This window comes from Achromobacter sp. JCM 18799, assembly GCF_055395645.1.
Genome location: NZ_AP043866.1, coordinates 3,910,511 through 3,936,141, shown reverse-complemented (window position 1 = coordinate 3,936,141; position 25,631 = coordinate 3,910,511). Strand labels below are relative to the sequence as shown.

Annotated in this window: 22 protein-coding genes and 1 tRNA gene; 11 read left to right on the top strand and 12 right to left on the bottom strand. The window is 66.3% G+C overall.

Annotation, left to right across the window (positions count from 1 at the left end; genetic code table 11):
- Positions 1–4: 4 nt before the first annotated feature.
- Entirely contained in the window at positions 5–1,006 is a 1,002-nt protein-coding gene (locus ACZ5YA_RS18470) for a 2-dehydro-3-deoxygalactonokinase (RefSeq protein WP_059373918.1), read from the bottom strand.
- A 329-nt stretch (positions 1,007–1,335) separates the two neighbouring features.
- Between ACZ5YA_RS18470 and ACZ5YA_RS18465 the strand changes: the two genes are divergently transcribed.
- The gene (locus ACZ5YA_RS18465) at positions 1,336–2,154 is read left to right on the top strand and encodes an IclR family transcriptional regulator (protein WP_059374026.1); all 819 of its coding nucleotides are present in this window, start codon (positions 1,336–1,338) and stop codon (positions 2,152–2,154) included.
- 17 nt (positions 2,155–2,171) lie between these two features.
- On the opposite strand, the gene ACZ5YA_RS18460 is transcribed toward ACZ5YA_RS18465, so the two are convergent.
- The 4 genes from ACZ5YA_RS18460 to ACZ5YA_RS18445 form a co-directional block, all read right to left on the bottom strand.
- Positions 2,172–2,792, bottom strand: coding sequence for a glutathione S-transferase family protein (locus ACZ5YA_RS18460; RefSeq protein ID WP_059373917.1), 621 nt, complete (start codon positions 2,790–2,792; stop codon positions 2,172–2,174).
- A 17-nt stretch (positions 2,793–2,809) separates the two neighbouring features.
- Entirely contained in the window at positions 2,810–3,388 is a 579-nt protein-coding gene (gene ampD / locus ACZ5YA_RS18455) for a 1,6-anhydro-N-acetylmuramyl-L-alanine amidase AmpD (protein WP_251878910.1), read from the bottom strand.
- Positions 3,389–3,460: 72 nt separating this feature from the next.
- The gene (locus ACZ5YA_RS18450) at positions 3,461–3,724 is read right to left on the bottom strand and encodes a PP0621 family protein (RefSeq protein ID WP_059373915.1); all 264 of its coding nucleotides are present in this window, start codon (positions 3,722–3,724) and stop codon (positions 3,461–3,463) included.
- 1 nt (position 3,725) lies between these two features.
- Positions 3,726–4,568, bottom strand: coding sequence for a cytochrome C assembly family protein (locus ACZ5YA_RS18445; RefSeq protein WP_059373914.1), 843 nt, complete (start codon positions 4,566–4,568; stop codon positions 3,726–3,728).
- Between the two features lie 106 nt (positions 4,569–4,674).
- Here ACZ5YA_RS18445 and ffh point away from each other — a divergent pair, with 106 nt between their 5' ends.
- Positions 4,675–6,081, top strand: a complete 1,407-nt coding sequence (ffh, locus tag ACZ5YA_RS18440; protein ID WP_054459340.1) for a signal recognition particle protein — start codon at positions 4,675–4,677, stop codon at positions 6,079–6,081.
- A gap of 294 nt (positions 6,082–6,375) precedes the next feature.
- On the opposite strand, the gene lysM is transcribed toward ffh, so the two are convergent.
- From lysM to trmB, 5 genes are all read right to left on the bottom strand, one after another.
- On the bottom strand, positions 6,376–6,822 hold the full coding sequence (gene lysM, locus ACZ5YA_RS18435; protein ID WP_054459342.1) for a peptidoglycan-binding protein LysM: 447 nt from the start codon (positions 6,820–6,822) through the stop codon (positions 6,376–6,378).
- Positions 6,823–6,865: 43 nt separating this feature from the next.
- Positions 6,866–7,183: a hypothetical protein gene (locus tag ACZ5YA_RS18430; protein WP_118931500.1), complete on the bottom strand. Its 318-nt coding sequence runs from the start codon at positions 7,181–7,183 to the stop codon at positions 6,866–6,868.
- Between the two features lie 284 nt (positions 7,184–7,467).
- On the bottom strand, positions 7,468–7,668 hold the full coding sequence (gene thiS / locus ACZ5YA_RS18425; RefSeq protein ID WP_057285417.1) for a sulfur carrier protein ThiS: 201 nt from the start codon (positions 7,666–7,668) through the stop codon (positions 7,468–7,470).
- Between the two features lie 14 nt (positions 7,669–7,682).
- Positions 7,683–8,621 carry a prolyl aminopeptidase gene (gene pip / locus ACZ5YA_RS18420; protein WP_118931501.1) on the bottom strand — a complete coding sequence of 313 codons (939 nt, stop codon included), beginning with the start codon at positions 8,619–8,621 and terminating at the stop codon, positions 7,683–7,685.
- A complete protein-coding gene (gene trmB / locus ACZ5YA_RS18415) occupies positions 8,621–9,445 on the bottom strand; it encodes a tRNA (guanosine(46)-N7)-methyltransferase TrmB (RefSeq protein ID WP_165867763.1) in 825 nt (274 codons plus the stop codon). The genes pip and trmB overlap by 1 nt, the downstream gene beginning before the upstream one ends.
- Positions 9,446–9,629: 184 nt before the next feature.
- Between trmB and ACZ5YA_RS18410 the strand changes: the two genes are divergently transcribed.
- Positions 9,630–9,703: transfer RNA gene (locus ACZ5YA_RS18410), tRNA-Gly, on the top strand.
- Between the two features lie 76 nt (positions 9,704–9,779).
- Positions 9,780–10,163 carry a YybH family protein gene (locus ACZ5YA_RS18405; RefSeq protein ID WP_464091055.1) on the top strand — a complete coding sequence of 128 codons (384 nt, stop codon included), beginning with the start codon at positions 9,780–9,782 and terminating at the stop codon, positions 10,161–10,163.
- A gap of 42 nt (positions 10,164–10,205) precedes the next feature.
- On the opposite strand, the gene ACZ5YA_RS18400 is transcribed toward ACZ5YA_RS18405, so the two are convergent.
- Both ACZ5YA_RS18400 and ACZ5YA_RS18395 read right to left on the bottom strand, forming a co-directional pair.
- Positions 10,206–11,168, bottom strand: a complete 963-nt coding sequence (locus tag ACZ5YA_RS18400; RefSeq protein ID WP_464091054.1) for a bifunctional GNAT family N-acetyltransferase/nucleoside diphosphate kinase regulator — start codon at positions 11,166–11,168, stop codon at positions 10,206–10,208.
- A gap of 97 nt (positions 11,169–11,265) precedes the next feature.
- Positions 11,266–11,763 carry a hypothetical protein gene (locus ACZ5YA_RS18395; protein WP_464091053.1) on the bottom strand — a complete coding sequence of 166 codons (498 nt, stop codon included), beginning with the start codon at positions 11,761–11,763 and terminating at the stop codon, positions 11,266–11,268.
- Between the two features lie 251 nt (positions 11,764–12,014).
- Between ACZ5YA_RS18395 and ACZ5YA_RS18390 the strand changes: the two genes are divergently transcribed.
- The 7 genes from ACZ5YA_RS18390 (at position 12,015) to ACZ5YA_RS18360 (ending at position 25,623) form a co-directional block, all read left to right on the top strand.
- Entirely contained in the window at positions 12,015–13,844 is a 1,830-nt protein-coding gene (locus ACZ5YA_RS18390; RefSeq protein WP_464091052.1) for an AAA family ATPase, read from the top strand.
- Positions 13,841–14,467 (top strand): 4Fe-4S cluster-binding domain-containing protein, encoded by a 627-nt coding sequence (locus ACZ5YA_RS18385; RefSeq protein ID WP_464091051.1) that lies wholly within the window; start codon positions 13,841–13,843, stop codon positions 14,465–14,467. The genes ACZ5YA_RS18390 and ACZ5YA_RS18385 overlap by 4 nt, the downstream gene beginning before the upstream one ends.
- Before the next feature lie 23 nt (positions 14,468–14,490).
- Positions 14,491–20,745, top strand: coding sequence for an AAA domain-containing protein (locus ACZ5YA_RS18380; protein ID WP_464091050.1), 6,255 nt, complete (start codon positions 14,491–14,493; stop codon positions 20,743–20,745).
- Positions 20,742–22,082, top strand: a complete 1,341-nt coding sequence (locus tag ACZ5YA_RS18375; RefSeq protein ID WP_464091049.1) for a hypothetical protein — start codon at positions 20,742–20,744, stop codon at positions 22,080–22,082. The genes ACZ5YA_RS18380 and ACZ5YA_RS18375 overlap by 4 nt, the downstream gene beginning before the upstream one ends.
- Positions 22,083–22,238: 156 nt before the next feature.
- Positions 22,239–23,219 carry a Bug family tripartite tricarboxylate transporter substrate binding protein gene (locus tag ACZ5YA_RS18370; RefSeq protein ID WP_464091048.1) on the top strand — a complete coding sequence of 327 codons (981 nt, stop codon included), beginning with the start codon at positions 22,239–22,241 and terminating at the stop codon, positions 23,217–23,219.
- Positions 23,216–24,463, top strand: a complete 1,248-nt coding sequence (locus tag ACZ5YA_RS18365; RefSeq protein ID WP_464091047.1) for a CaiB/BaiF CoA transferase family protein — start codon at positions 23,216–23,218, stop codon at positions 24,461–24,463. The genes ACZ5YA_RS18370 and ACZ5YA_RS18365 overlap by 4 nt, the downstream gene beginning before the upstream one ends.
- The gene (locus ACZ5YA_RS18360; RefSeq protein WP_251878929.1) at positions 24,460–25,623 is read left to right on the top strand and encodes an acyl-CoA dehydrogenase family protein; all 1,164 of its coding nucleotides are present in this window, start codon (positions 24,460–24,462) and stop codon (positions 25,621–25,623) included. The genes ACZ5YA_RS18365 and ACZ5YA_RS18360 overlap by 4 nt, the downstream gene beginning before the upstream one ends.
- The last annotated feature ends 8 nt before the right edge of the window (positions 25,624–25,631 follow it).

Genomic DNA, 25,631 nt, shown 5'->3' with positions numbered 1-25,631 from the left:
ATTCCTATTCCGTGGAGGGCGAGGCGACCAGCCCGGCGCAGACGGCCAGGTGCCACAAGCCGCGCTCGGTGGCGTTCTGCGCCTGTTCGGGCGTGCCCAGGCCGTAGTGCTGCATGGCCTGGATGTAGCGCCGGCACAGCGCGGCGTCGCCGCAAAGCACGATGCGGGGCAGTTCGCCCTGCTGCTGCAGCATGCCGGCCAGCGCCGCGATTTCATGGCCGATGAGCAGGCCCGACAGATAGTCGGCCTGCGATTCGGGCGCCAGTTCGCCGGTCAGGCCGAGCGCGCGCGTGCTGAAGATGGTGGACAGCACGCCCGCGCGCCCGGCCGGCGCCCCGGCGACCTTCAGGCCGCGTTCGAAGGCGGCCATGTCGGCGCTGGCGGCGTCCGCCATGGTCCGGCCCAGGATGGTGTGGCCGCGCAGCGCGGCGTAGACCTCGCCAGTCATGAAGGTGTCGAAGTGGGTGACGCGGCCGCGGCGGGCGCTGACCCACTTCGAATGGGTGCCGGGCAGGCCGATCAGGACGCTGTCGGCGCTGCGGGTCGCCTGGTCCGCCATCACGCCGACGACCTGGGTTTCTTCGCCGCGTATGACGTTGGGCAGGCCGTGACGCTGGATCAGGCCGGGCACGATGTGCAGGGCGGGGCCGCCCTCGCGCTCGACCTTGGTCAGCAGCGTGCCGATGCGCTGCAGGTCGACCGGCACGTCCAGGTAGGCGGCTTCCTTCCAGCCCTGGGCGCTGCCGACCATGCCGCAGGCGATCACCGGCAGGGCCGGTTCGGCGCGCAACCAGTCGCCGCAGGCTTGTTCGAAAGCCAGTTCGAAGCCCGACAGGGCGGTGGTGGCGGCGCCGTCCTGCAGCGGCTGCGGCAGGCGCATGATGCCCCAGGGCAGATGGCGCGTATCCAGCGTGCGGCCGGCGGCATCCAGCCGGTAGGCGCGCAGCGAGGAGGTGCCCCAATCCAGCGCGATAAGCGCCGCGCGGGCGGGAGATCCGGTAGTCATCAGAAGCTGTCTCGTTTCCGGCCGCAAACCGGGCTGCGGACGCGCGGTGAGGCTGGCGCGGGGCAGGGTTCTGCGGACCTTGTTGTCTCATGCCTGCCGGGCGTAGGTGAGCGCGCGGCGGGCGATGGGAAAAATTCTAGATCAGCGCTTGAAAAATCTCAAAATATAGAATTAAATCCCATATAGAGGGAATAAATGGAGGTGAAGCTTGTTTCACCTCCTCGGCGTTCTTTGCGGGAATCGCCCGCAATCCGCGTCTTATCCCCGCATCCCGCCGCGATCGCGGCGGTTATGCTTGCACTCGTCTCTTGTTGCCCGGCCCCGCTTTCATGACCTCCACGCAGACTCCCGACCGTACGCCCACCCTGGATCCCGATGCCGCCGCGCCCGCGGGCACGCAGACGCTGATGCGCGGCCTGGCGGTGGTGCAGGCCGTGTCCGGCGGCGCGCGCGACCTGAAGGAAATCTGCGCCCGCATCGGCGTGGCGCGCAGCACCACGCACCGGCTGGCCAGTTGCCTGGTGCAGGAACGCTATCTGCGGTCTTTGCCCGGCGTGGGCTATGTGCTGGGGCCGAAGCTGATCGAACTGGGCTTCCAGGCGCGCGAAGCCTTTCCGATGGCGACGCTGGCGCGTCCCTACCTGGACAGCCTGGCTGAGCAGACGGGCGACACCATCCACCTGGCCGTGCGCGACAACGACGAAGTCCTGTACCTGGAAAAGATCCCCGGCAAGAAGGGGCTGGAGATGCGCTCCCGCGTGGGGCACCGCATGCCGCTGGCCGCCACCGGCGTGGGCAAGGCCTTGCTGCTGGATACCGAAGAGCCGCAATGGAAAGCGCTGTACCGCGTCGGCGCGCCGGTGTCGTCGCGCGCGGGAGGCGGCAGCCCGACCTGGGAGGCCTTCCGCGACCGCATGCGCGACTATGCCGCCCACGGCTATGCGTTCGATCTGGAAGACAACGAGCCGTCGATCCGCTGCGTGGCGGCGCCCGTGCGCGACGCTTCCAGCGGCATCGTCGCGGCGATCAGCGTGTCCAGCACGGTGCCCTACATGTCGCTGGAGCGCATGCGCGACATGGTCGCCGTGGTGCAGGGCGCCGCGGCGGGGATTTCAGCGGAACTGGGGTGGAAGGTGGACCGCGGCTGAGGCCGCGGCCCTGCGTCTTATTCCAGCGGCAGCGTCAGCACGCCCTGCGGGGCCGGACGCATCATGACGCGGCGGTACCAGGCCGACAGCGCCGGCGTGTCGGGCCGTTCGATCGGCAGGGCCAGCCAGCGGTGGGCCGAGCAGACCAGGGCGATATCGCCCATGGTCAGGTGGCGGCCAGCGATGAACTCGCGGCCCTGCAGGGCCTGGTCCAGGATCTGGGCGCGCGCATTTGAACGCTTGACCGAGTTTTCGATGGCGGCGCGGTCGCGCTTATCCTCGGGCGTGCGGATCAGGCCCAGGAACGCGGGCCCCATGACGCCTTGCCATTCGGTGGCCTGCCAGTCCATCCAGCGGTCCGCATCCGCGCGCATGCAGACGTCTTCCGGCCACAGGCTGCCCGCGCCGTAGCGCGCGGCCAGATAGCGCACGATGGCGTTCGATTCCCACAGCACGAAGCCGCCGTCGTCGATGAGTGGCACGGTGCGGTTGGGATTCAGCTTGGCGAATTCGGGCGTGTCGACCACGCCGAACGGGCCGCCCGCCTGAATGAAGGAATGTGGCAGCGCCAGTTCGCGCACCGCCAGCATGACTTTCTGAACGTTGACGGAAGTCAGGCGTCCCCAGATCTTCAACATAACCATTCCTTGTAGTGTCAGACGGGCGGCAGCTGCCGCCGTGCAAAGCCGCTGTCGCGCGCAAAGCGCGTCCAGTTGAAAGCGGGCCCGGGGTCGGTCTTGCGCCCGGGGGCGATGTGCTCGTGCCCCCAGGCTGCCGCCAGGGGATAGCGCGCGCGCAGCACTGGCGTCAGCTTGCGCAGGGCCAGGTACTGGGGTTCGGCATAGGGCAAGGTGTCAGTGCCTTCCAGCTCGATGCCGATGGAAAAATCGTTGCAGCGTTCGCGGCCTGCAAAGCGCGACACGCCCGCATGCCAGGCGCGTTCGTCGGTGGACACGAACTGGACGATGCTGCCGTCGCGGCGGATGAAAAAATGCGCCGACACGCGCAGGCCGCGCAGCCGTTCCAGCCAGGGATGCGAACCGTAGTCCAGGGTGTTCAGGAACAGCCCCGCGACTTCAGGGCCGCCAAATTGGCCCGGCGGCAGGCTGATGTTGTGCAGCACCAGCAGCGACGCCTGCGCGCCGGCGGGGCGCGCATCGCAGTTGGGGGAGGGCATGAGCGAAACACCCGGGGCTGGCGCCAGCCAGCCATGACGATCCAGAAGCAAGGCCATGGGAAGAGAGCATGCGTGTGGTTTCCAACACGCATTATGCCGTGCGGGGCGGCAAGCCTCTAATCAGGCGGATCAGTGCCGGGCCGGGCCCAGACGCGCGTGTTCCGCGCTGCACCAGGTCTGGCCGTTCTGCTGCAAGGCCTCGGAGCGGGGCAGATGGATGCCGCAGTGGGCGCAGCGCACCATGGACTCCAGCGGCTTGGGGCCGCGCGCATCGGTCTTGGGCTTCTTCGCGCCCTGCTGGCCGGCTTGCCGCGCGGCTGCCATGCGGCCGGCCAGGCGGGCCACGAACAGCACCAGGATGATCAGAACAATCCAGAACAGCAACTTGCCCACTTCAACCTCGATGCAGAATCATTTCCAGCACGAACCGGCTGCCGGTATAGGCCAGAATCAGGAACCCGAAACCCGTCAGCGTCCAGCGCAGGGCGACGCGGCCGCGCCAGCCCCAGATGTGGCGGCCGGCCAGCAGCACGCCGAAGGTCAGCCATGACAACAGCGTGAACACGGTCTTGTGGTCGAACGGCAGGATCTTGCCCGTCAGCTTCATGGACGCCACGGATCCCGTGCCCACGGCCAGCGTCAGCACGATGAAGCCGATCCAGATGATGCGGAACAGCAGCTGTTCCTGCACCAGCAGCGGCGGCTGGGAGTCCAGCACGCGGCCGATGATGCTGCGTTCGGCGGGGGCGTCCAGCGGACGGTGCAGGTGGCGGTCCAGCAGCGCCATCATCATGGCGTGCAGCGCGGCGATGGTGATCAGGCCGTAGGCCGCCAGGGCGATCAGCAGGTGGACGCGCAGCCAGGCGTCATTGGCGTGGGGCACGAACTGGCCCTGGGGGAAGATGGCGGCCAGGCCGCTGGCGATGGTGGCTGCCGGCAGCAGCAGCAATTGCAGGCCGTCTATGCGCACCAGCAGGCTTTCCAGCCAGAACACCACCATGCCCAACCAGATGGCGGCGGACAGGGCCAGCGCCCACCCTATGAACAGGTGCTGGGTGCCCAGCATCGATTGTTGCAGCCCGATTCCATGGAGAACCAGGGCTCCCAGCAGGCACAGGCGGGCGATTTTTCCCGTCTGTTCCACGCCGCCGGCGCCGGCCAGGCGGATCCAGAGCGACCCCCCGAGCACCGCGTACGCCAAGGCAGCCGCCGTGTGAAATACAATGCCTAGTGACATAGAAACCGTTGTCTGGATGGGGCCTTGGGGCGCATGCCGCCCGAAAGCGCAGAATCCGCGCCTGCGGCCACCGTTCAATCAACTAGTTTAAGCGGAAACGCCTCTCATGCTCGATAACCTAACTCAACGCCTGTCGCGCGTCGTCAAGACGCTGCGCGGGGAAGCCCGCCTGACCGAGGCCAACACCCAGGAGATGCTGCGCGAAGTGCGCATGGCGCTGCTGGAAGCCGACGTGGCCCTGCCCGTCGTGCGCGAGTTCGTCGCGCGCGTGAAGGAAAAGGCGCTGGGCGAAGAAGTCGCCAGCAGCCTCAGCCCGGGCCAGGCCCTGGTGGGCGTGGTCCACAAGGAGCTGACCGCCCTGATGGGCGGCGACCTGGGCGCCGACTCCGGCGAACTGTCGCTGGCGGTGCAGCCGCCCGCCGTCATCCTGATGGCAGGCCTGCAGGGCGCCGGCAAGACCACCACCACCGGCAAGCTGGCGCGCTGGCTCAGCGAAGGCCAGCACACCCAGCACGGCCGCAAGACCGGCAAGAAGAAAGTGCTGGTGGTGTCCGCCGACGTCTATCGCCCAGCCGCTATCGATCAGCTGAAGAGCGTGGCGGCCCAGGTTGGCGTGGACTTCCTGCCGTCCGACCCCAGCCAGAAGCCCGAGGACATCGCCCGCAACGCGGTGGACCATGCGCGCCGCCATCACTATGACGTGCTGATCCTGGACACGGCCGGCCGTCTGGGCATCGACGAGGCCATGATGCGCGAAATCCGCGCGCTGCATGACCTGGTCAAGCCGGTGGAAACGCTGTTCGTGGTCGACGCCATGCAGGGCCAGGACGCGGTCAACACCGCGCGCGCCTTCGCCGAAGCGCTGCCCCTGACCGGCGTGGTGCTGACCAAGCTGGACGGCGACGCCCGCGGCGGCGCGGCCCTGTCGGTGCGCCACGTCACCGGCAAGCCGCTGAAGTTCGTCGGCGTCTCGGAAAAGCTCGATGGCCTGGAGCCCTTCTACCCCGAGCGCATGGCGCAACGCGTGCTCGGCATGGGCGACATCGTGTCGCTGGTCGAACAGGCTCAGAAGAACATCGACATCGCCGAAGCCCAGAAGCTGGCCGCGAAGATCAAGTCGGGCAACAAGTTCGACCTGAACGACTTCCGCGACCAGCTCGGCCAGGTGAAGAAGCTGGGCGACATGGGCTCGCTGCTGGAAAAGCTGCCGGCCCAGTTCCAGCAGGCCGCTGGCCAGCTGCAGGGTGGGCAGGCTGAAAAGCAGCTGCGCCGCACCGAAGGCATCCTGAATTCCATGACCGCGGCCGAACGCGCCAAGCCCGAACTCATCAAGGCCTCGCGCAAGCGCCGCATCGCGGCCGGTTCCGGCGTGCCGGTGCAGGAAGTCAACCGCCTGCTCGCGCAGTTCGACCAGATGCAGGGCATGATGAAGCAGATGAAGAAGGGCGGCATGGCCAAGATGATGCGCGCCATGGGCGGCATGAAGGGCTTGGGCCGCTTTGGAATGAAGTGAGGCCACCCACGGCGCGCGCACTGCGTGCGCTTGCGGTGCCCCCACGCTTCGCTCACTGCGTGAGCTCTCTGCCTCCCGAGGGGGCTCTTTTTCCTTGGGGCGGCCCGGCGGAAAAAGGCCTTCTTGCGCCCGACTGGAATGCCCCTGTTGGGGCATTTTTTATTGGAGAGACGGGCAAAAAAATGGCCAGACGTTGCGTCTGGCCAAGTAATCGCGGCTAGCAGGGGGCGCCTGCCGCGATGCAAGCCGGAAAGCGCATGGGTGCCTTCCGGCCTGTCCGATTTATCGCAATGATCAGGACAGGGGCGGGATGCGCAGCACCTGGCCCGGATAGATCTTGTCGGGGCTGGTCAGCATGGGCTTGTTGGCTTCGAAGATCAGGTTGTTCTTCGCGCCCTGGCCCTTGCCGTATTGCGCCTCGGCAATCTTCCACAGGTTGTCGCCCTTCTGTACCGTGTACATCTTGGCTTCCGGGGTGGCCTGCTTCACCTTCAGTTGGTTGTCCACCTGGGCCACGCCCACGGTGTTGCCCAGCGCCAGAGTGATCTTCTCGGCCGCTTCCGTGCTGAGGGCCTCGCCCGCCACCGTGACCTTGTCGCCATCGACCGAGATCTGCAAGCCGTCGGCATTCAGGCCGTGCTTATCGAGCTCTTTCTTCAATTCGTCCGCCGTCGCGGCCTTGGCCTCGCTGGCGCCGAAGAGCTTTTCTCCAACGTCCTTGATGAAATTGAGCAGACCCATAGTGTTTCCTTTATCTATGTTGCGGTGAGAGAAACAAGTGCCATCAGGGCTTTTGGCCCATGAACATTTTGCGCACGACGCCGGCGATCAGGGTCAGCACGGCGCCACCGACGCCGCCGCCGACCACACTGCTGGCGATCGCGGAAAGATCCAGTCCCGTATTGCCCGCTGCAACCGCGTTCGCTCCTGCGGTGATCATCGGAGCCAGCCAGGAACCCCCAGCCAGGCCGCCGATGGCGCCTGCGATGGTGTTGCCCAACGGGCCCAGATTGAACTGCTGGAGCATCTTTCCCAGGCCATTGCCCCCGGCAGCGCCGGCGACAAGCTGGATGATCAGGTTGATGATGACTGCGGTGTTCATGATGCCTCCTCTGCCCCGCGAGGGCGATGTGCAACGCTAGAACAACAGCAAGACAAGAGAGTACGAAACCAGCAGGAACGATTATGACTCGCACATTCCCCGCGCGACGAGGGGTTAACGTGTAACAGGTTGCTAGCCTGTTGGCAGACTACGCAAGAATGCTGGTCAGTTTGCAGGGAATGCGCCGCGATCGGTCTAAACCGCATCGGGCGCGCGGCTACATGCGACAAGGGCCGCTATCGCAGCGGCCCTTGTCTTGGCAGTTTTTCAACGCGGCGCAGGCGTCAGCCGCCGCCCACGGCCACCACGATTTCGACCTGGTCGCCGTCCGTCAGCGCGGTCTGCGCGTGCTGGCTCTTGGGCACGATTTCGCCGTTGCGTTCCACGGCCACGCGCTTGCCGGCATAGCCCAGGGCCTCCAGCAGTTCGTTCACGGTCGTGTCCAGGGGAAACTCCCGTGCGTCTCCGTTCAGGGTGATGTGCATGCAGGTCTCCTCAGTTATCGCGCATAGCCGTCGGTGGCGGCGATCAGCCGCGCCAACGTGCCGGGTTCGTCAAACGCATGGCCCGCGTCCGGGACCAGGTGGAATTCGGCTTCGGGCCAGGCGCGGTGCAGGTCCCAGGCGGTGCGCGCGGGCGTGCAGACGTCGTAGCGCCCCTGCACGATGGTGCCCGGAACGCCGCGCAGCTTGTGCGCGTCGCGGATCAACTGGCCTTCTTCCATGAAGCCGTGGTTCACGAAGTAGTGGTTCTCGATGCGTGCGAATGCCAGCGCGGCACGGTCGGCGGCATGGCTTTGCTGATGGCGCGGGCTGGGCAGCAGCGTGATGGTGCTGTCTTCCCACTTGCTCCAGGCCTTGGCCGCGCGCAACTGCTCGGCCGGGTCATCGCCCGTCAGGCGCTTGTGATACGCGGCCACCAGGTCGCCGCGCTCGTCTTCCGGAATCGGCGCCAGATATTCTTCCCAGCGGTCGGGGAATAGCCACGACGCGCCTTCCTGATAGAACCACTGGATTTCTGCCTTGCGCAGCCCGAAAATGCCCCGCAGCACCAGCTCGCTCACGTGCGATACATGCGTTTCCGCATAGGCCAGCGCCAGCGTCGAACCCCAGGACCCGCCGAACACCAGCCACTTTTCCGCGCCCATGACCTCGGTGCGCAGGCGCTCGATGTCGGATACCAGATGCCAGGTCGTGTTGTTGTCCAGACTGGCGTGGGGCCGTGAACGGCCGCAGCCGCGCTGATCGAACAGCAGCACGTTGTAGCGCTGCGGATCGAACAGCTGCCGATGCACGGGCGAGCAGCCGCTGCCGGGGCCGCCATGCAGGAACACGGCGGGCTTGCCCTGCGGATTGCCGCAGAGTTCCCAGTAGATCTGGTGGCCGTCGCCGGTGTCCAGCGTGCCTTGGCGGTAGGGTTCGATGGGCGGGTATAGCATCAGGCGACTCGCTTGAAGATCAGGTCCCAGACGCCGTGGCCCAGGCGCAGGCCGCGGTTCTCGAATTTGGTCAGGGGGCGGTAATCGGGGCGGGGGGCGTAGCCGTCCGCGGTGTTCGCAAGCTGCGGCTCGTTGCCCAGCACTTCCAGCATCTGCACCGCGTAGTCTTCCCAATCGGTGGCGCAATGGATGTAGCCGCCCGGCGCGATGCGGCTGGCCAAGAGCGAGATGAACGCGGGCTGGATCAGGCGGCGCTTGTGATGGCGCTTCTTGGGCCACGGATCCGGGAAGTAGATGTGCACGCCGGCCAGCGAATCGGGGGCGATCATGTCGCGCACCACTTCCACGGCGTCGTGCTGGATGATGCGCAGGTTCGGGATGCTGGAGTCTTCAATGCGGCGCAGCAGCGAGCCGACGCCGGCGTTGAACACTTCCACGCCCAGGAAGTTGTCGCCCGGGCGCGCCAGCGCGATCTTCTCGGTGGTCTCGCCCATGCCGAAACCGATCTCCAGCACCGTCGGCGCCTGCCGGCCGAAGGCGGCGGCGGGATCCAGGCGGCGCGGCGCATACGGGATGGACCATTGGCCCATCAGGCGCTCGAGCGCGGCCAGCTGGCCCTGCGTAATGTGGCCGCGGCGGTGCACGAAACTGCGGATATGGGTCGCGCCGGGGCTGTTGGGAGCGTGGGCGGTACTGGCCAGCGCAGCCTGCGTTTCCGGGGAAACGGCGGTAGCCGAGGGTTCGCCGCCAGGCGTCGCGGGGGTGCTTGCGGCAGCCGGGGCCGAGGCGGCTGCGGGGTTGTTTTCGGGGGTGTTCGTATTCATAGCCCGAATTGTAGTGGCAGGCCCGGCGCGCCGCTGTCGCCCAGATGCACTAAATTGGGGACATATTTACAGCCTTGAGGCTGAGGGCCGCTGCGGCAGGGCGACGGCAGGCGGCGGCGATGAAAAAAGGCGCGCTATAATCGCCGCCTCTGCTTCGGCTTTGCGCCGAGGGCACGACACCCGAGCGGGTGTAGTTCAATGGTAGAACGGCGGCTTCCCAAGCCTCAAGCGTGGGTTCGATTCCCATCACCCGCTCCATCTCTCTCCTCCGATATTCGACTGTGATTTTGGGATCGGTCCCAAGGTCTGACGCCCAAGAATCGAGGTGCCCGCAATGACCGACGACGAAAAAGCGATCCGGCAGGTTGTAGAGACTTGGATGGCTGCGAGCAAGGCAGGCGACCTCGCAACCGTTCTGACCTTGATGACCGACGACGTGGTGTTCTCGGTGCCGGGGCAGGAGCCGTTTGGCAAAGAGGCGTTTGCGGCGCTCTCTCAAAGCATGGGCGACATGCAGATCGGGGGTACGAACCAGATCGTCGAGTTGCAGCTGCTGGGAGACAGGGCGTTCATCCGCAATCGCATCGAAATGACGGCCGCGCCGCCCGGCGGAAAATCCGTCCGGCGTTCGGGATACACGCTGACACTTCTGCGTAAAGAGTCCGACGGCAAGTGGCGGCTTGCGCGCGACGCCAACCTGCTGACGGTTCAACCCTGATGGAAGGCCGCCTTTGCGCAGGCGCCCCAGCCTCCCAGCGGTCTACAGATGGAAATCGCCCGCGGCTTCCGGCTGGTAAAGCACTTTCCTGATTCCGATCCGGCGGGTCCGGTCTGAAATCCGCCAATCGATGGAATCCCCCTCTTGGTAGCCCAGGATAGCGGCGCCGACGTCGGAACACACGGAATACTTTCCCGCGCTGCTGTCGGCGTCTTCCGGGTAGACCAGGGCAACTTCCATTTCTTCGTCGTCCAGCTGCAGCAAGGCCCTGGAGTTCATCGTGACGACATTCCGTGCCACCTGCTGCGGCGCGACGACGATGGCTCGTTCAAGCTCGTGCTCGAGTTCGACAATAGCCGGGCCTTGCTCGAGTTCGATCAGCTCCTTGAGCCGTGCCTTGTCGATCTCAGTGACGTAGATATCCGTGGAGTCGACAACGGCACCTTCGCGCAACAGCCGGAGATAGCGCCCCGCAGTCATGGAAAATGACTTCAGTGTCGGCGTTTCGGTCTCAAGCAGAAAGCCGCTGCGCAGAAAGGTCTTCAGCGAGCGTGCGTTGTCCGGGTGGATCTTGGCGATGAGCTTTTCGGCCCGCATGTCGAGGAAGGCCAGCTTCATGCCTTCGCGGATCGTGCTTGCCCCCAGGTTCCGGCCCCAGTTGTCGCAGTCTCCGATCACCAGGACGATTTCGCAGTCGGGGCCGGTCTTGACCAGGCGCACGAAGCCCACCGGGACGTCGCGCCTGTCATAGGCCATGAAGAAGCGGCCGCCCTGGTTGAACAGATGGGTCAGGATCGGCAGTTGCGTCCGATCGATGGCTTGCTCGATGAAGCGGGAGACATTGCGCGAATCGCTCAGATAGCAGGTGACGCGCTCGTCTTCCAACCAATCCATCAGCGTCAGCGCGTGCGTCCGGGTAATTTCCGGGCACAGCGAAATGAAAGGCTTGTTCATCTTCACCACACTCATTCGTAAAGGATGAAAGCCCTTCATGGCGATGGCCATGACGGTTCTTTCGGCAAACCCGGCATTTTAGGACGGAATGCGGATGGATGCTGGGCAGGCCGGGAACGGGCGTCGCTTGCAAGGCCGCAGGGGCGTGTCAGATCGCATGAACCCTGCGCCTGCGCATGATCCACCGCCAGGAATCCGCGAACAGTTTCGCCGACACGGCAAAAGCGATCAGCACGGCCGCGCCAGCAAGCGTGGGCCATCGATCAGCCCAGGACTGCTCGAACACCAGGAGGACGAACACGTGCCCCAGCGCGGCCATCAATGGCGCGCCGATCATCCATCCCGCGACAAACCAACGGTCGTGGCGGGTGAAGACCTTCGCGAAACTGAGGTGATAGGCCACGCGTGCGACGTAATAGGACAGCACCAGGGTCAGGAAAATGAGTGCGATGCCAGCAAGCGTAAAGTCCTCGGACACGCGGACCTTGTGCCAGCTTTGAAGCATCGGGTCACCGATCAGAATCCATTGGTCTACCGGCGGATCGTAGTGCGCGATCGGAATGATTCCGACACCGCGTGCAAGCCACGACAATCCGTGGAAGCAGTACCAGGCAAAGACGATCGAAGCTGCCGCGCCGAACAGCATACGCAGTTTGTGACTAGCCACTGCAGTAATTCCCATCGCGCTTGAAGTTCCCTGAGTATTCCACGAATACTCCTGGCGTTCTCGGCAGCCAGTCTCTAGGCCTCGTCAGTGAGGAATTCATGGGGCGTGATCGCCAGGTGCATCCGGAACAGGGGGGTGCACAAGCTGGCCGCGGCGGCGCGTTGAGGCCGCTGCGCAGGGGGGCTCTATGGTAACGTCTGGCTTTCATTTTCCGCCCTCGTTGCCTGCCCATGTCTGCATATGTCAAACCCAGATGGTTACGGGACACGCTGCGATTCCTTCCGCTGAAAAGCCAGTTCGTGCTGTCCGGCAACGTGCGCGATCTGCAGGCCTGCGAGGTTGCGCCGGGCCTGGTGGCGGCGCAGCCGCTCGTCTGCACCCTGGCCGACAATTTGTGCGAAGCCGGATACGCCCAGCTGGTCGTCTGGAGCCCCGTGACGGGTTTTACGGTGCCCGACAGCCGCGAGGTGCCGGCCGAGCCGCCTGACGAGACTTTGCGCCGGCTGGGCCTGACGCCGGTGGATGGCGCTGCGCCTGGCGGCATGGACGCGCTGGCCGCCTGTCTGGAGCGTCTGGTCGCCCTGGCCGGTCCGCCTGTCGCCCTGATCATCGATTTCGCGTCGCGCCTGGCCGTGCGCAGCGAGACCCTCAGCGCCGCGGAACATGCCTTGTTCACCCGGGCGCTGGTGTTGGCGCACAGCGCCGCCGCGCGCCCCGCGGGCGAGTCGCGGCGTCCGTTTTTCAATACCGTGATCTGGATCGTCGACAAGGAAGGCGATCTGCCCGACTGGCTGCTGATCGAGAACCCCCGCATCCGCCATGTCCCGGTGTCCAAGCCGGACAGCGCCGCGCGCCGCGCCCTGGCGGGCGCCTTGCTGCGCGGCGTTCCCGGCGCCCGGGAGGCGACGCCAGAGGTTCTGGCCGAGGCCGAATCGGCCTTCGTGGACGGCTCGGAAGGTCTGCTGCTGGCGGACATGAACGCGATCGCCACGCTGGCGCGCGTGGAAGACGTGTCCATTACCAACATCGCGGACGCGGTGCGGCGCTACAAGGTCGGCGTGACGGAAGATCCCTGGCTGCGCATTGACCGCGACAAGATCCGTAATGCCGACTCGTTCATACGCCGCCGGGTCAAGGGCCAGACGCATGCGGTGACGCATATGCTGGACTTGGTCAAGCGCGCCATGACCGGCGTGGGCACGCAGCGCAAGGGCAACCGGCCGCGTGGCGTTGCCTTCCTGGCCGGGCCGACCGGGGTGGGCAAGACCGAACTGGCCAAGACCGTCACCAGCCTGCTGTTTGGCGATGAAAGCGCCTATATCCGCTTCGACATGTCGGAGTTCAGCGCCGAGCATGCCGACCAGCGCCTCATAGGCGCGCCGCCCGGCTATGTAGGCTATGACGTGGGCGGTGAACTGACAAATGCGATCCGCGAGCGACCGTTCAGCGTGGTGCTGTTCGATGAAATCGAGAAGGCGCACCCGCGCATCCTCGACAAGTTCCTGCAGATTCTCGATGACGGAGTGCTGACCTCGGGCCGCGGCGACCGCGTGTATTTCTCCGAGGCGCTGATCGTGTTCACGTCCAATCTGGGCATATACCGCCCGGACGATACCGGCCAGCGCGTGGCGAACGTCCATCCCGGCGACAGCTTCGAGGATATCCAGAAGAATGTGCTGGGCGAGATCCAGCGGCATTTCAAGCTGGTGCTCAATCGTCCGGAAATCCTGAACCGGATCGGCGAGAACATCATCGTGTTCGACTTCATCCGCAAGGATGTGGCGACCGAAATTTTCGAGCAGATGGTGAGCTCCATCCTGGCGGACATCGCGGCTCTGGGCATCAGCGTGGAACTTGCCGAGGCCTCGAAGGCGGCGCTGCGGCAACGCTGCATCGGCGATCTGTCCAACGGCGGCCGCGGCATCCGAAACCAGCTTGAAGCGCACTTGCTCAATCCGCTGGCGCGCGGCCTGTTCGATCAGGATGCGCAGCCCGCAGACCGCTATCTGATCTCGGGCCTGGACGCGGAGGCCTTCCGGCTGGAAAAGCGCGGGCCATGAATATCCGGATCTCGCGCCTGCATTTCCCCGTGACCACGCTGGGACCAGGGCGCCGGATCGGAATCTGGTTCCAGGGCTGTTCCATACGCTGCCCTGGCTGCATTTCGATGGATACGTGGGTGGAGGCCGGCGGCGAAACCACAGTCGACGCCGTATTGGCGCAGTTGGCCGCCTGGCTGCCGCAGGCCGACGGCTTCACGGTTTCCGGCGGCGAACCCTTCGACCAGCCCGAGGCGCTGCTGGCGCTGTTGCGCGGCCTGCGGCACCTGTCGGCGGGCGACATCCTGGTCTACAGCGGCCACGCGGCCGAACGGCTGGCGGATGCGCTTGCCGAGGCCGACGGCCTGATCGACGCCTTGATTTCCGATCCGTTCGATCTGGCCGCGCCGCAGACGCAGGCGCTGCGCGGCAGCGACAACCAGCGCCTGCATTGCCTGACTCCACTTGGGCGCCAGCGCTTTGCCGGGCTGCCCGCAGGCGCCAAGGCGCTGGACGTCATGTTCGACGACGACGGCAGCGTATGGTTGGCGGGAATCCCGTCGCGCGGCGATTTCCAGCGCCTGCGCGAGCTATTGACCGGTCAAGGGCATCACCTCCGGACCAGCGCCGCCAAGGTGCCATAAAAACAAGACAGGAATCAGCAGTCATGATGCGTTTTTGCCCGAACTGCCACACCGAGCGATCGGTGGACGAGTTCTACTGCGCCGGCACGGTCAATGGATCCTCTTGCGACTGGGATCTGTCGCTGGTGCCCATACGCGCGAATGGCTGGCGGCCGCAGGAAGTCAGGACGGCCGAGCCGCAGACGGAAGACCAGCCGGGTCCGGCCTTGGCCTGCGTCAACGGCCACCCCATGAACGAGGGCGATCTGATGTGCCTGGCGTGCGGCGCGGACGCCGCGGATGCCGCAGGCGCGCCTACGGCTGCGGACGAGGCCGCAGCGGATCCCGGCGAGACACGCATCGACGGCTGGCGGCTGCTGCGCCAGATATCGAGCACCGACGGCGTGCGCGAGCGCTACCTGGCGCAACAGCAGGACACCGCCCGCCAAGCCGTGCTGACGCTGTACCGCCCCGGCGCGGAACCCGACCCCGCCGTCTACGACGTGCTGCGCCGCCTGCCGACGGGTCACGTGCCGGAGATCATCGCGACCGGCCGCTGGGACGGCCGCGCATATGAGGTCGCCGAAGAAATGAGCGGGGGCACGCTGGCCGACCTGGGCATCGCCATGCATGACGTCGAGGCGATCAGGCATGTCGTGGACGAGCTTGGCCGCGCGCTGCACGCGTTTTTCGAGGTCGGGCTGCGGCATCGCGACCTGCGGCCGGCGACCCTGCTGGTGCGCAGCCGCGATCCCCTGGACCTGGTCATCAGCGGCTTCGGTTCGGCGCGCCTGTCGGAGTTCGACCTGGACATTGTCTCCCCGCTTGAAACCACGCGCTACATGGCGCCCGAGGCCATCGCGGGTGGCGTGGCGCCGGCGTCGGACTGGTGGAGCCTGGGCATGATCCTGCTGGAACAGCTGACTCACGGCCGCTGCTTCGAAGGTATCAACCCGCATGCCTTCCTGATTCACGTGCTGGCCAACGGCGTGGCGCTGCCCGATGATCTGGAGCCCTCGTTGCACCTGCTGCTGCGGGGGCTGCTGGCCCGCGACCGGCACGAACGCTGGCAGTGGCCGCAGGTAAAGGCTTGGCTGGATGGCTTGCCGGTGGCAGCGCCTTTGGCCAGCACCACGCAAGCCGACGCCGCGGAAGGCGCCACCATTGCCCTGGGCCAGCGGCAGTTCCGCCGGCCCGCGGTGTTTGCCCTGGCGGCTGCGGAGCGCGAGAACTGGGACGAGGCCCGCGACCATCTGAATCGCGGCGTGGTGCTGACCTGGGTCGAACAGGCGGGCGCCAGCGCCAGGACGGTGGCGGGATTGCGGCAGGCCATGCAGCTCGAGGGCGTCGATGACGATGGCCGCCTGATGGTCGCGCTGAAGCTGTTGAATCCGGACATGCCGCTGATTCTGCGCGGCGAGATCGTCACGCCCGGCTGGCTGTTGCAGAGCCCGCTGGAGGGCTACGACCTGGTGACCGGCCAGATCCCGGATTTCCTGGCGAAGCTGGAAACGGAAAACTGGATCTCCAGGCTGCGCACGCGCGCGGAACAGGTGCGGCAACGCGCGCGCAATCTGGACATCCAACTCGATGAGGACATGGTCCGCGTTGCCGTGTTGTCGACCTCGCGCGCCTTGTTGGCGGCGCAGTGGGAGGAACGGCGGCTGCTGCTGCCGGATTCCGAGCACCCGGGCCTGTTGTCGCTGTCCGAGCGGCGCACGTTCAGCGAAGAGGACCTGATCGTCCTCTTGAGCGCCTCGATTTCGCAGTTCCGTTCGGTCGAGGAAATTCTTGACCAGGCGGCCGGCGTGGCGCAGCGCGAGAGCATCCTGCTGTTCGAGCGCGATGCCGCGCGCGCCTTGCTGGCGCTGTCGCGCGCCGATCTGTTCCGCGCCGTGGACGAGCGGATCGCCGGGTTCGCGCGCACAGGCAACCGGGCGCTGGACGACTGGGCGGACGAGTTCCGCTTGGAGCGCCGCCTGCCCTTGCACGAAGCGGTGGTCCTGCTGGCGGTGCCGCCCGAGCAATGGCTGGAGCCGCAAAAGCAACAGTACGTGGCGCAAGTGCTGGATTTCTTCGAGAAGAAAGTTGCGACCACCGTGCTGCGCGGCCCCCTGGTGCGGATGGGCATAGGCAAGACCACGGGCCGGGTTGATCTGCGCGAACTGAACGGCGACCGGGTTTCCAGCAGCGCCTTGCTGGATCATCTGGTGGGACGCAATGCCCAGTCTGTGACGGTGGATCCGGCCGTGCTCAGCGCAACGCCGATGCTGGATAACCGCCTGCACGCGCTGTACCGCCAGACCTCGCTCTACAAGCGAGACACCGGCATAGATGGCCTATACCTGGGCTTTCCCTTCCTGTTGTTCCGCGAGCATCGCGCCACGGTCCGTCCGCGCATTGCGCCGGTCCTGTTGTGGCCCGTCAAGCTGCTGATGGAAGCGGGCGCGCGCGGACAGGTCGCCGTGGCTTTCGACGGCGAGCGCGAGGAAGTGCGGCTCAACCCGGCGCTGGAAGGACTGCTGGGCCGCGAAGCGGTCAAGGCCTGGCGGGCGGCCGCCGATGACGTGCTGGGACGGTCGGCGTTGAAGGCGGGCGACGTGGTCGACGCCTTCGGCCTGCTGGCCGATGTGGCCAGCCGCCAGCTTGGCGCCTTGCCGCCGCTGTCCCTGGAGATGCCTGCCGGCAGCGCCCAGATTGCCTGCGCGGCGGTGCTGTTCCATGTGGACTTCGCGGGCCAGGCCATCGGCGAGGACCTGCGGCAGCTCAAGCAGTTGTCGCCTTCGGGCACGGCGCTCGAATCTATGCTGCGGCTCAAGGATAAATCGGCCTACGACGCGCCCGTGGCGGAGTCAGCCGAGATCGACCGTTACCTGACGGTGGCGAGCGATCCTTCGCAAGAGGCGGCCATTCTTCAGGCGCGGCAGGAGCCGGGCCTGCTGGTGGAGGGGCCGCCGGGAACCGGCAAGAGCCAGACCATCGTCAACATGGTCGCCGACTCGATCGGACGCGGCCAGAGCCTCCTGATCATCTGCCAGAAGCATGCGGCGCTGGATGTGGTGCACAAGCGTCTGGTGGCGGAAGGTCTGGGCGATCGCGTCGTGATGCTCAACGACGTGAACAAGGACAGGGAGCCGACCATACGCGCCGTGCGCGAACAGCTGGACGCGATCCTGCGCGGCACGGTGTTCGACCACAGCTGGATACGGCAGCGCGAGCGCATGGCGGCCAGGATCGAATCGCTGGAGGGCGAGTTGGACCGCCAGCACGCAGCGCTGCATCAGGTGGACGCGCAGACGGGGCTGAGCTTTCGCGGCCTGCTGGGCGAGCTGATCCAGCTCGAAGCCGGAACGCCGCCTGTCAGCGTCCCACAGTTGCGCGGCAAGCTGGCCGCATTGGATATCTCGGCCTTGGCCACGCTGGAAGAGCTGTGCGCGCCGCTGACGCGCTATTGGCTGCCGGCGAAATTCGAAGGCAGCGCGCTGGCGCAGCTCCAGCCCTTCGCCACGGATGCGGCGACGCTGGACGGCTTCAACGCGCTGTACGCCGCTTTCCGTGAAGCCGAGCGCCTGCGCGTCGAGACGTTGGCCGCGCATCCGGCGCATTTCGATATCGACGATCCCGCGCCTTACCACGCATGGCTGGACGTGCATGCCAGCCGACTGGTGGCTTTGGACGACACGCAGCGAAAGCGCCTCGCGCAATGGCTGCCTCTGTTCCGGCCCGCCGCCAATCCGGACACCGAAGGGCAGCGCCTGTACGCGGCTCTGGCTGCCCTGCATCGTGAGTTGGCGTCGCGCGCTACCGGCGATCACGATCTCGCGTTGTCGCCCGCCGTGGCCCGCCTGAGCGATCAGGAACTGGATCGCCTGGCGGGCAAGGCCGCCTTGGCGACGCGGATGCCCACCCTTTGGTCGCGCCTGAATCCGCTGAGCTATCTGCGTCGTGCCAGCCTGATGACTTTCCTCAAGTCGGCAGGCGTGGCCCAGGACGACGCCGGCCTGCGCAAGCTGCTGGCCGCCAGCCGGCTGGAACAGGGGCTGCGGCCGCTGCGCGCCGGTTTGAATCGCATGAGCGGTGAATTGGGCCTGGATGCGGTGGCCCCGGACGAGGTGCCGGGCCTGGCGGACGCTTGCTTCACGCGTCTACGTCAGCTTGAGGAAATCCGCGAGCTCGCCCAGCATCTTTCAGCGGCGCCGCGCGGCGAGGAGTTCGAATCCGCGGTCATGACAGGGAACCGCGAGCCGGTCGAGCAATTGCTCGACGGCTTCGAGGCGGCATTCGTGCGCCACAACGCCCGCCAGCACAGCCTTGGAGCCCTGGCCGCGCTGGAGGAATTCCTGTCGCCGGAACTGTCCGCGGGCTGCCGGCAGGCCATCGTGCAGAACATCAGCTATCAGGCGCCTTTGAACCGGATTGGCGATGCCTTGCCGACACTGGCCGCCTATCAGCAGTTCCGGACCCGCGCGCGTCATCTGGGTGACGCTGCGCTGGAAGTGTTCGCGATCCTGCGCGGCCATGAGGAAGCGCTGGCGCAGCTGGCCTCCGGTGATCTGGACGAGGCGGTGCGCCGCCTTATCAATCGCGAGGCGAGGCTGGGCTGGAAGCGCCGCATGGAACAGGACAATCCGGAGCTGTTGCTGGATCAGAGCGAGACAGAGGCCAAGGTCCGTTCGCTGGCCGAGGCGGACCAGAAGATGCGCGAGCTCAACCGCGAGGTGCTGCGCTACGGCATAGACCGTTCGCGCCTTGGCACGGCGCGCGCCTGGGAAGACCTGACGCGCTTGACGGGCCGGCGTTCGCGGCGCCTGCGCGAGTTCATCGAACTGGGCTCGGATCTGGGCCTGATGGCGTTGCGGCCGGTCTGGCTGATGAATCCGGACGTGGCCAGCCGCGTGTTGCCCCTGAAGCCTGGCCTATTCGACGCGATCGTCTATGACGAAGCCTCGCAGATGCCGGTCGAATACGCCATTCCGACCTTGTTCCGGGGCAGCCTTTCCATCGTCAGCGGCGACGAGAAGCAGATGCCGCCCACAGCCTTCTTCTCCAGCCGCGCAGAAAGCGACGAGGCCGAGGTTTATGACGGCGAACAGCCTGACGAAAGCGCGACGGAAGATGAGCGTGAGCGCTTTGAAGACACCTGGAACCGGCGCGAGATCAAGGATTGCCCGGACCTGCTGCAGCTGGCGCGCAGCGCCTTGCCGGTATCGACCCTGCAGATCCACTACCGCTCGGCCTATCGCGAGCTGATAGGCTATTCGAACGCGGCCTTCTACGAGAATAATCTGAGCGTGCCGGTGCGCCATCCCGACGCCACGGTGCGCGAGGCCCGGCCGCTGGAGCTGATTCAGGTGGACGGCCTGTACGAACAGCAGACCAATAGCGCCGAAGCGGATCGCGTGGTCGATTACCTGGCCGGCGTCTGGCAGCAGCCGGCCGCGCAGCGCCCGTCGCTCGGCGTGGTCACCTTCAACCGCAAACAGGCCGATCTCATCCAGGAGCGGCTGGAACTGCGCGCCGAGGCTGACGAGGCGTTCCGCAATGCCTACCGCGTGGAACTGGAGCGGGTGGACAGGGGTGAGGACATGGCGGTCTTCGTCAAGAACGTGGAGAACGTGCAGGGCGACGAGCGCGACATCATCGTGTTCTCGACAACGTTCGGCCGCAATGGCCAGGGCACCTTCCGGCGTCTGTTCGGCGTGCTCGGCCAGCGAGGCGGCGAGCGGCGCCTGAACGTGGCCGTGACGCGCGCCCGCCAGAAGGTGGTGCTGGTCACGTCCATGCCGATACGCGAAATCTCCGACATGCTGACCACGCAGCGCCGCCCGGCCGCACCGCGCGACTATCTGCAGGGCTACATGGAGTACGCCCGCGCCATGTCCAATGGCGAACTGGCTGCGGGACGTGCCCTGATGGGACGGATGAGCAGCGAGCGGGCGCATGCCAGGACGCGACAGGGCGAGGCCGCCGATGGCTTCGCGGCCGATGTGCTCGCCTATCTGAAGACGCTGGGCGTTACGCCAGTGCCGGCCCAGGAAGGCGATGCCTTTGGCATGGATTTCGCCATCGCCGACCCCGAGACGGGACTGTATGCGCTGGGCATCGAATGCGATGCGCCGCGCCATCCGCTGCTGATGCGCGCCAGGGCGCGCGAAATCTGGCGTCCTTTGGTGCTGGGCCGCGCGATTCCCAGACTGCATCGCGTGTCCTCACAGGCCTGGTATCAGGAGCCCGAGGCCGAGCGTGCGCGGCTGAAGGCGGCAGTCGAACTTGCGATGGTCCAGGAGGTGGCGGCATGAGCGGTCCCAAGGTAGTGGTGCTGGTTACGCGGGAACAGATGCTGGAGATTGCAGACGGCCTGTTGAAGCGCCTGGACAAGGCCATGGCCGCCTGGATCGCGGCAGGGCAAGGGTGCGGCATGCTGTCGGATGATGAGATCACGGCGACCTGGCGGCGGCGCGCCGCGCTGGCCGCGCTCGTTGAAACCAGCGAACTGGTGCGGTTGCAGAAGGGCGTGCCGGATGAGATTGCCTTCCTCAAGGCCGACACGGCGCGGCGACAGCAAGCGGTAGCCGACAAGGCAGAGCAAGCCGCCCGGCGCCAGCGCCACACTCGCCATGGCGCGGCGACCGTGCTGGGCGCGCTCGAAGCGAAGGGCATCGCAGTGCCGGCGGAACTGGGCGCGTCGCTGGCGCGCATGCGCAATGGCCAGCTGCTCGATGACGCCGATGCGGTGCTGGCGCGGGCATTCGGGTTGTTGGCGCCCGAGGCCTCGAAAACGCTTAGCGCCGCGCAGGAGAGCTTGGCCCGCGCCCTGGGCTCCGCTGAACCCGCCATGGATTTGCGGGCCTGGAAGGTGGCCAATGCCACGCTGGACCGCGATCCGGCGATTGCCCGGCTGGGCCGCCAGATCGGTGAGGCCGGCATTCATCTGGGTCAGGCCGAGGCGGCTGGATATGCGGCCAGACTGGTGGCGATGGAACAGGAAACGAACGATGCCCGCCGCAGGCTTCTGCTGGACAGCCTGACCCTGGATCTGGCCGCCGCGATCGACGCGGCCCGCAAGCGGCGCGCCGCCCGCGAGGCGCTGGAAGAACTGAGCGCCGAGATGAGCGCCTACGCGACGCCCGAAGCGGTGGCCTACGTCGAGCAGGCGGCGCAGCTGGACGCGGCCGCCTCCGCTGCCGCCATGATTGCCCTGATCGAGTCCGGGCAAGCGCTGCTTGCCCAGGCCCAGCAGCAGCAGGCGGCCACGGCGCGGCGCCGCGCGATCCTGGGCGGCCTGGCGAAGCTGGGCTATGAAGTCCACGAAGGCATGGAAACGGCCTGGGCCAATGACGGCCGCGTGGTGATCAAGAAATCCTCGGTGCCCGGCTACGGCGTCGAAGTCGGCGGCCAGAGCGGCCGCATGCAGGTCCGCGTGGTGTCCACTGAGGCGAATCGCGACGTGTCGCGCGACCGGGACGTCGAATCCATGTGGTGCGGCGAATTTGGCCAGCTGCAGGACCTGCTGGCCGCCCAGGGCGACGAGCTGCAGATAGAACGTGCGCTCGCCGTGGGCGCCGTGCCGCTCAAGGTGGTGGCCGAAGCGGAAGGGATGCAAGGCAGCGCGAGCCTGGCTCGCGGCATGAAGTAGGTTCCTGGAGGTTGTCTGGTTTGATATTCATTCGATATCAAATCTCAAATTCTTAATATTAGACAGCCCTGCGAAGCACGCCTAAAGTCATCCGCTGGACCATACGGCCAGGACCGCCGCCTAGAGCGGCCGGCCATCCACGCAAAGGAGACTTCCATGCAGCACCGCAGACAAATGCTGACGGCCATGTTGGCCGTGGTCTTGCTCGGCGCCGCCGGCCATCAGCCCGTCGCGCACGCCGAGACCTTCCCGTCCCGGCCGATCAAGTTCGTCGTGCCGTTCGGCCCGGGCAGCGGCACCGATACGTCGGCCCGCTATTTCGCCCGACAGCTGCAGGAGCTGACCGGACAGCCGGTGGTGGTGGAGAACAAGCCGGGCGCCAATGGCTTCATCGCGGTGAAGAACGTGCTGTCGGCGCCGGCGGATGGCTACACGGTGTTCATCGGCAGCAATTCGACGCTGGCGGTCAATGCGGCGTTGTTCAAGGCGCTGCCGTACGACCCGATCAAGGATTTCGCGCCGCTGACGATGATGATGCGTTCGCCCGCCATGCTGGCCGTCAGTCCGCAGGCGCCATATGGCACCCTGAAGGACCTGATCGCGTATGCGCAGGCCAATCCCGGCAAGGTGAACTTCGGTGCGGGGTCGGCTGGTTATCAGCTGATGGGCGAATTGCTGAACGACAGCGCCGGCCTGAAGACGGTACATGTGCCGTTCAAGGGCGCCGGCGACGCCATCATGGCTGTGGCCGGGGGCACGGTGGACTACACGTTCGCCGAGGTGACAGCGGTGCAGGAACTGGCCAAGGACGGCCGCGTGAAGGTGGTGGCGGTGGCGTCGGACCAGCGTGTCGGGACTTCGCCCGACGTGCCGACCGCGATCGAGGCCGGCCTGCCAGGATTCGAAGCCTATACCTGGGTTGGCGCGATGGTCAGCGCCAAGACCCCGGCTGAACAGACCGGGCGCCTGGCCGAGCTGTTCACGCGCATATCCAAAATGCCCGAAACCCGTGCCTTCTATGAACGCCTGGGCGCCACGCCGATGACGGGCGGTCCCGCGCAGATGCGCGAATTCCAGCAGAAGGAAATCGCGCTGTGGCAGCGCATCGTCAAGAAGGCGAACGTTCCCCAACAATGAAGGAAGAGGCGAGCATGACGTCGCAAGCCCTGCAGAATGTGAAGGTGCTCGATCTGTCGCGCGTGCTGGCTGGCCCCTGGGCCGCCCAGACGCTGGGCGACCTGGGCGCGGAAGTGATCAAGGTGGAGCGGCCGGGTACGGGTGACGATACCCGCGCCTGGGGGCCCCCTTACGTGACCGATCCGGCGGGGCAGCCCACGGGCGAGTCCGCCTACTACATGTGCGCCAACCGCAACAAGCAGTCGGTCAGCATCGATTTCACCAAGCCCGAGGGGCAGGAACTGGTGCGGCAGCTGGCGCAGCAATGCGACGTGTTGATCGAGAACTTCAAGACCGGCGGGCTTGCGCAATACGGCCTGGACTATGCCTCGCTGAGCGAGCTGAATCCCAGGCTGGTGTATTGCTCGGTCACGGGCTTTGGCCAGGATGGCCCGTATGCGCACCGGGCCGGCTACGACTTCCTGATCCAGGGCATGGGCGGCCTGATGAGCATCACGGGCCACCCCGATGGCACGCCCGGAGGCGGTCCCATGAAAGTGGGCGTGGCGCTGACCGACATTCTGACGGGGCTGTATGCCAGCACCGCCATCCTGGCCGCGCTGCAGGCGCGCGCGCACACCGGGCGCGGCCAGCATATCGATCTGGCCTTGCTGGACGTGGGCGTCGCCTGCCTGGGCAATCAGGCGATGAACTATCTGTATGGGCAGCAGGCGCCGCGCCGCATGGGCAATGCGCATCCGAATACGTTGCCGTATCAGGACTTTCCGACGGCGGACGGACACATGATCCTGGCTGTCGGCAACGATGGGCAATTCGCCCGGCTGTGCGCCGCCATAGAGCGGCCGCAATGGGCCGAGGACGAGCGCTTTGCACGCAATGCGGCGCGGATCGCACATCGCGACGACCTGATCGATGGCTTGCGCGCCATCACAGTCACCCGCAGCACGCGCGACTGGGTGGCGCTGCTGGAGCAGCACGGCGTGCCTTGCGGACCCATCAACAGCGTCGCGGACGTGTTCGAGGATCCGCAGGTCCAGGCGCGCGGCCTGCGCATGAGCATGCAGCACCCGCAGGCGGGCGAAGTGCCGCTGGTCGCCAGCCCCATCCGCCTGTCGGATACGCCGGTCAGCTACCGCCACGCGCCGCCGCAGCTGGGCCAACATACCGACGCCGTCCTGGCCCGCCTGCTGGGCCTGAGCGCGGATACCCTGCACACGCATCGAATCAATGGAGTCCTGGAATGAGCAGTCTGAATTCACTGGCGTTGCCGCTGACGCGCATTCCTCCCGAAGACGAGGCCCTGCGCCCCGCCGTCCGCGCCTTCCTGCAGGAAGCGGTGCGCGACATGCCGGCGCATGTCCGGGCGCGTTCCTGGGGCGGCTACGACACCGCGTTCAGCCGCCGCGTGGGCGAACGCGGCTGGATCGGCCTGACCCTGCCGCGCGAGTATGGTGGCGGCGGACGCAGCGCATTCGCGCGCTATGTGTTGGTGGAAGAATTCCTTAATGCCGGCGCGCCGGTCGGGTCGCACTGGATTGCCGACCGGCAGAGCGCGCCGCTCATCCTCAAGTACGGCACGGAAGCGCAGAAGCGCTTCCACGTTCCCCGCATCTGCCGCGGCGAGTCGTTCTTCTGCATCGGCATGAGCGAACCCAACTCGGGCTCGGACCTGGCCAGCGTGCGCACGCGCGCGGTGCCGAACGACCGCGGCTGGTTGCTCAACGGCCAGAAGATCTGGACCACCAATGCCCATCACTGCCAATACATGATTGCGCTGGTGCGCACCTCGGGCGGACCGGAGGATCGCCACAAGGGCCTGTCGCAGGTGATCGTCGACCTGTCCCTGCCCGGCGTGACGGTGCGGCCGATCGAGGACCTGTCGGGCGACAGCCACTTCTGCGAAGTGTTCTTCGACAACGTGCAGCTGGACGCCGATGCGCTGGTGGGCGACGAGGGGCAGGGCTGGGAACAGGTCACCGCCGAGCTGGCGTTCGAACGCAGCGGTCCGGAACGGCTGTACTCCAGCATCGTGCTGTTCGATCAATGGCTGGACTATGCGCGTCTGCCGGCCAATCGCACGCCCTCGGCCCAGCGGCTGGCCGGCAAGGTGCTGGGCCAACTGACGCCGCTGCGGGCCATGTCGGTATCGGTGCAGGAGAAGCTGACGCGCGGCGCCAGCCCCATCGTGGAGGCGGCGCTGGTCAAGGAGCTGGGCACCACGCTGGAACAGATGATCCCTGCCTGGATCGCGGAAGACCTGTATTCGCGCGAGGCCGAGGACATTCCGGTGGAATTGCTGATGACCTTGAAATACGTGACGGAGGCTTCGCCTTCGTTTTCCCTGCGGGGCGGCACCCGCGAGATTCTGCGCGGCATGATCGCGCGCGGCCTGGGCCTGCGTTGAAGGAGCAT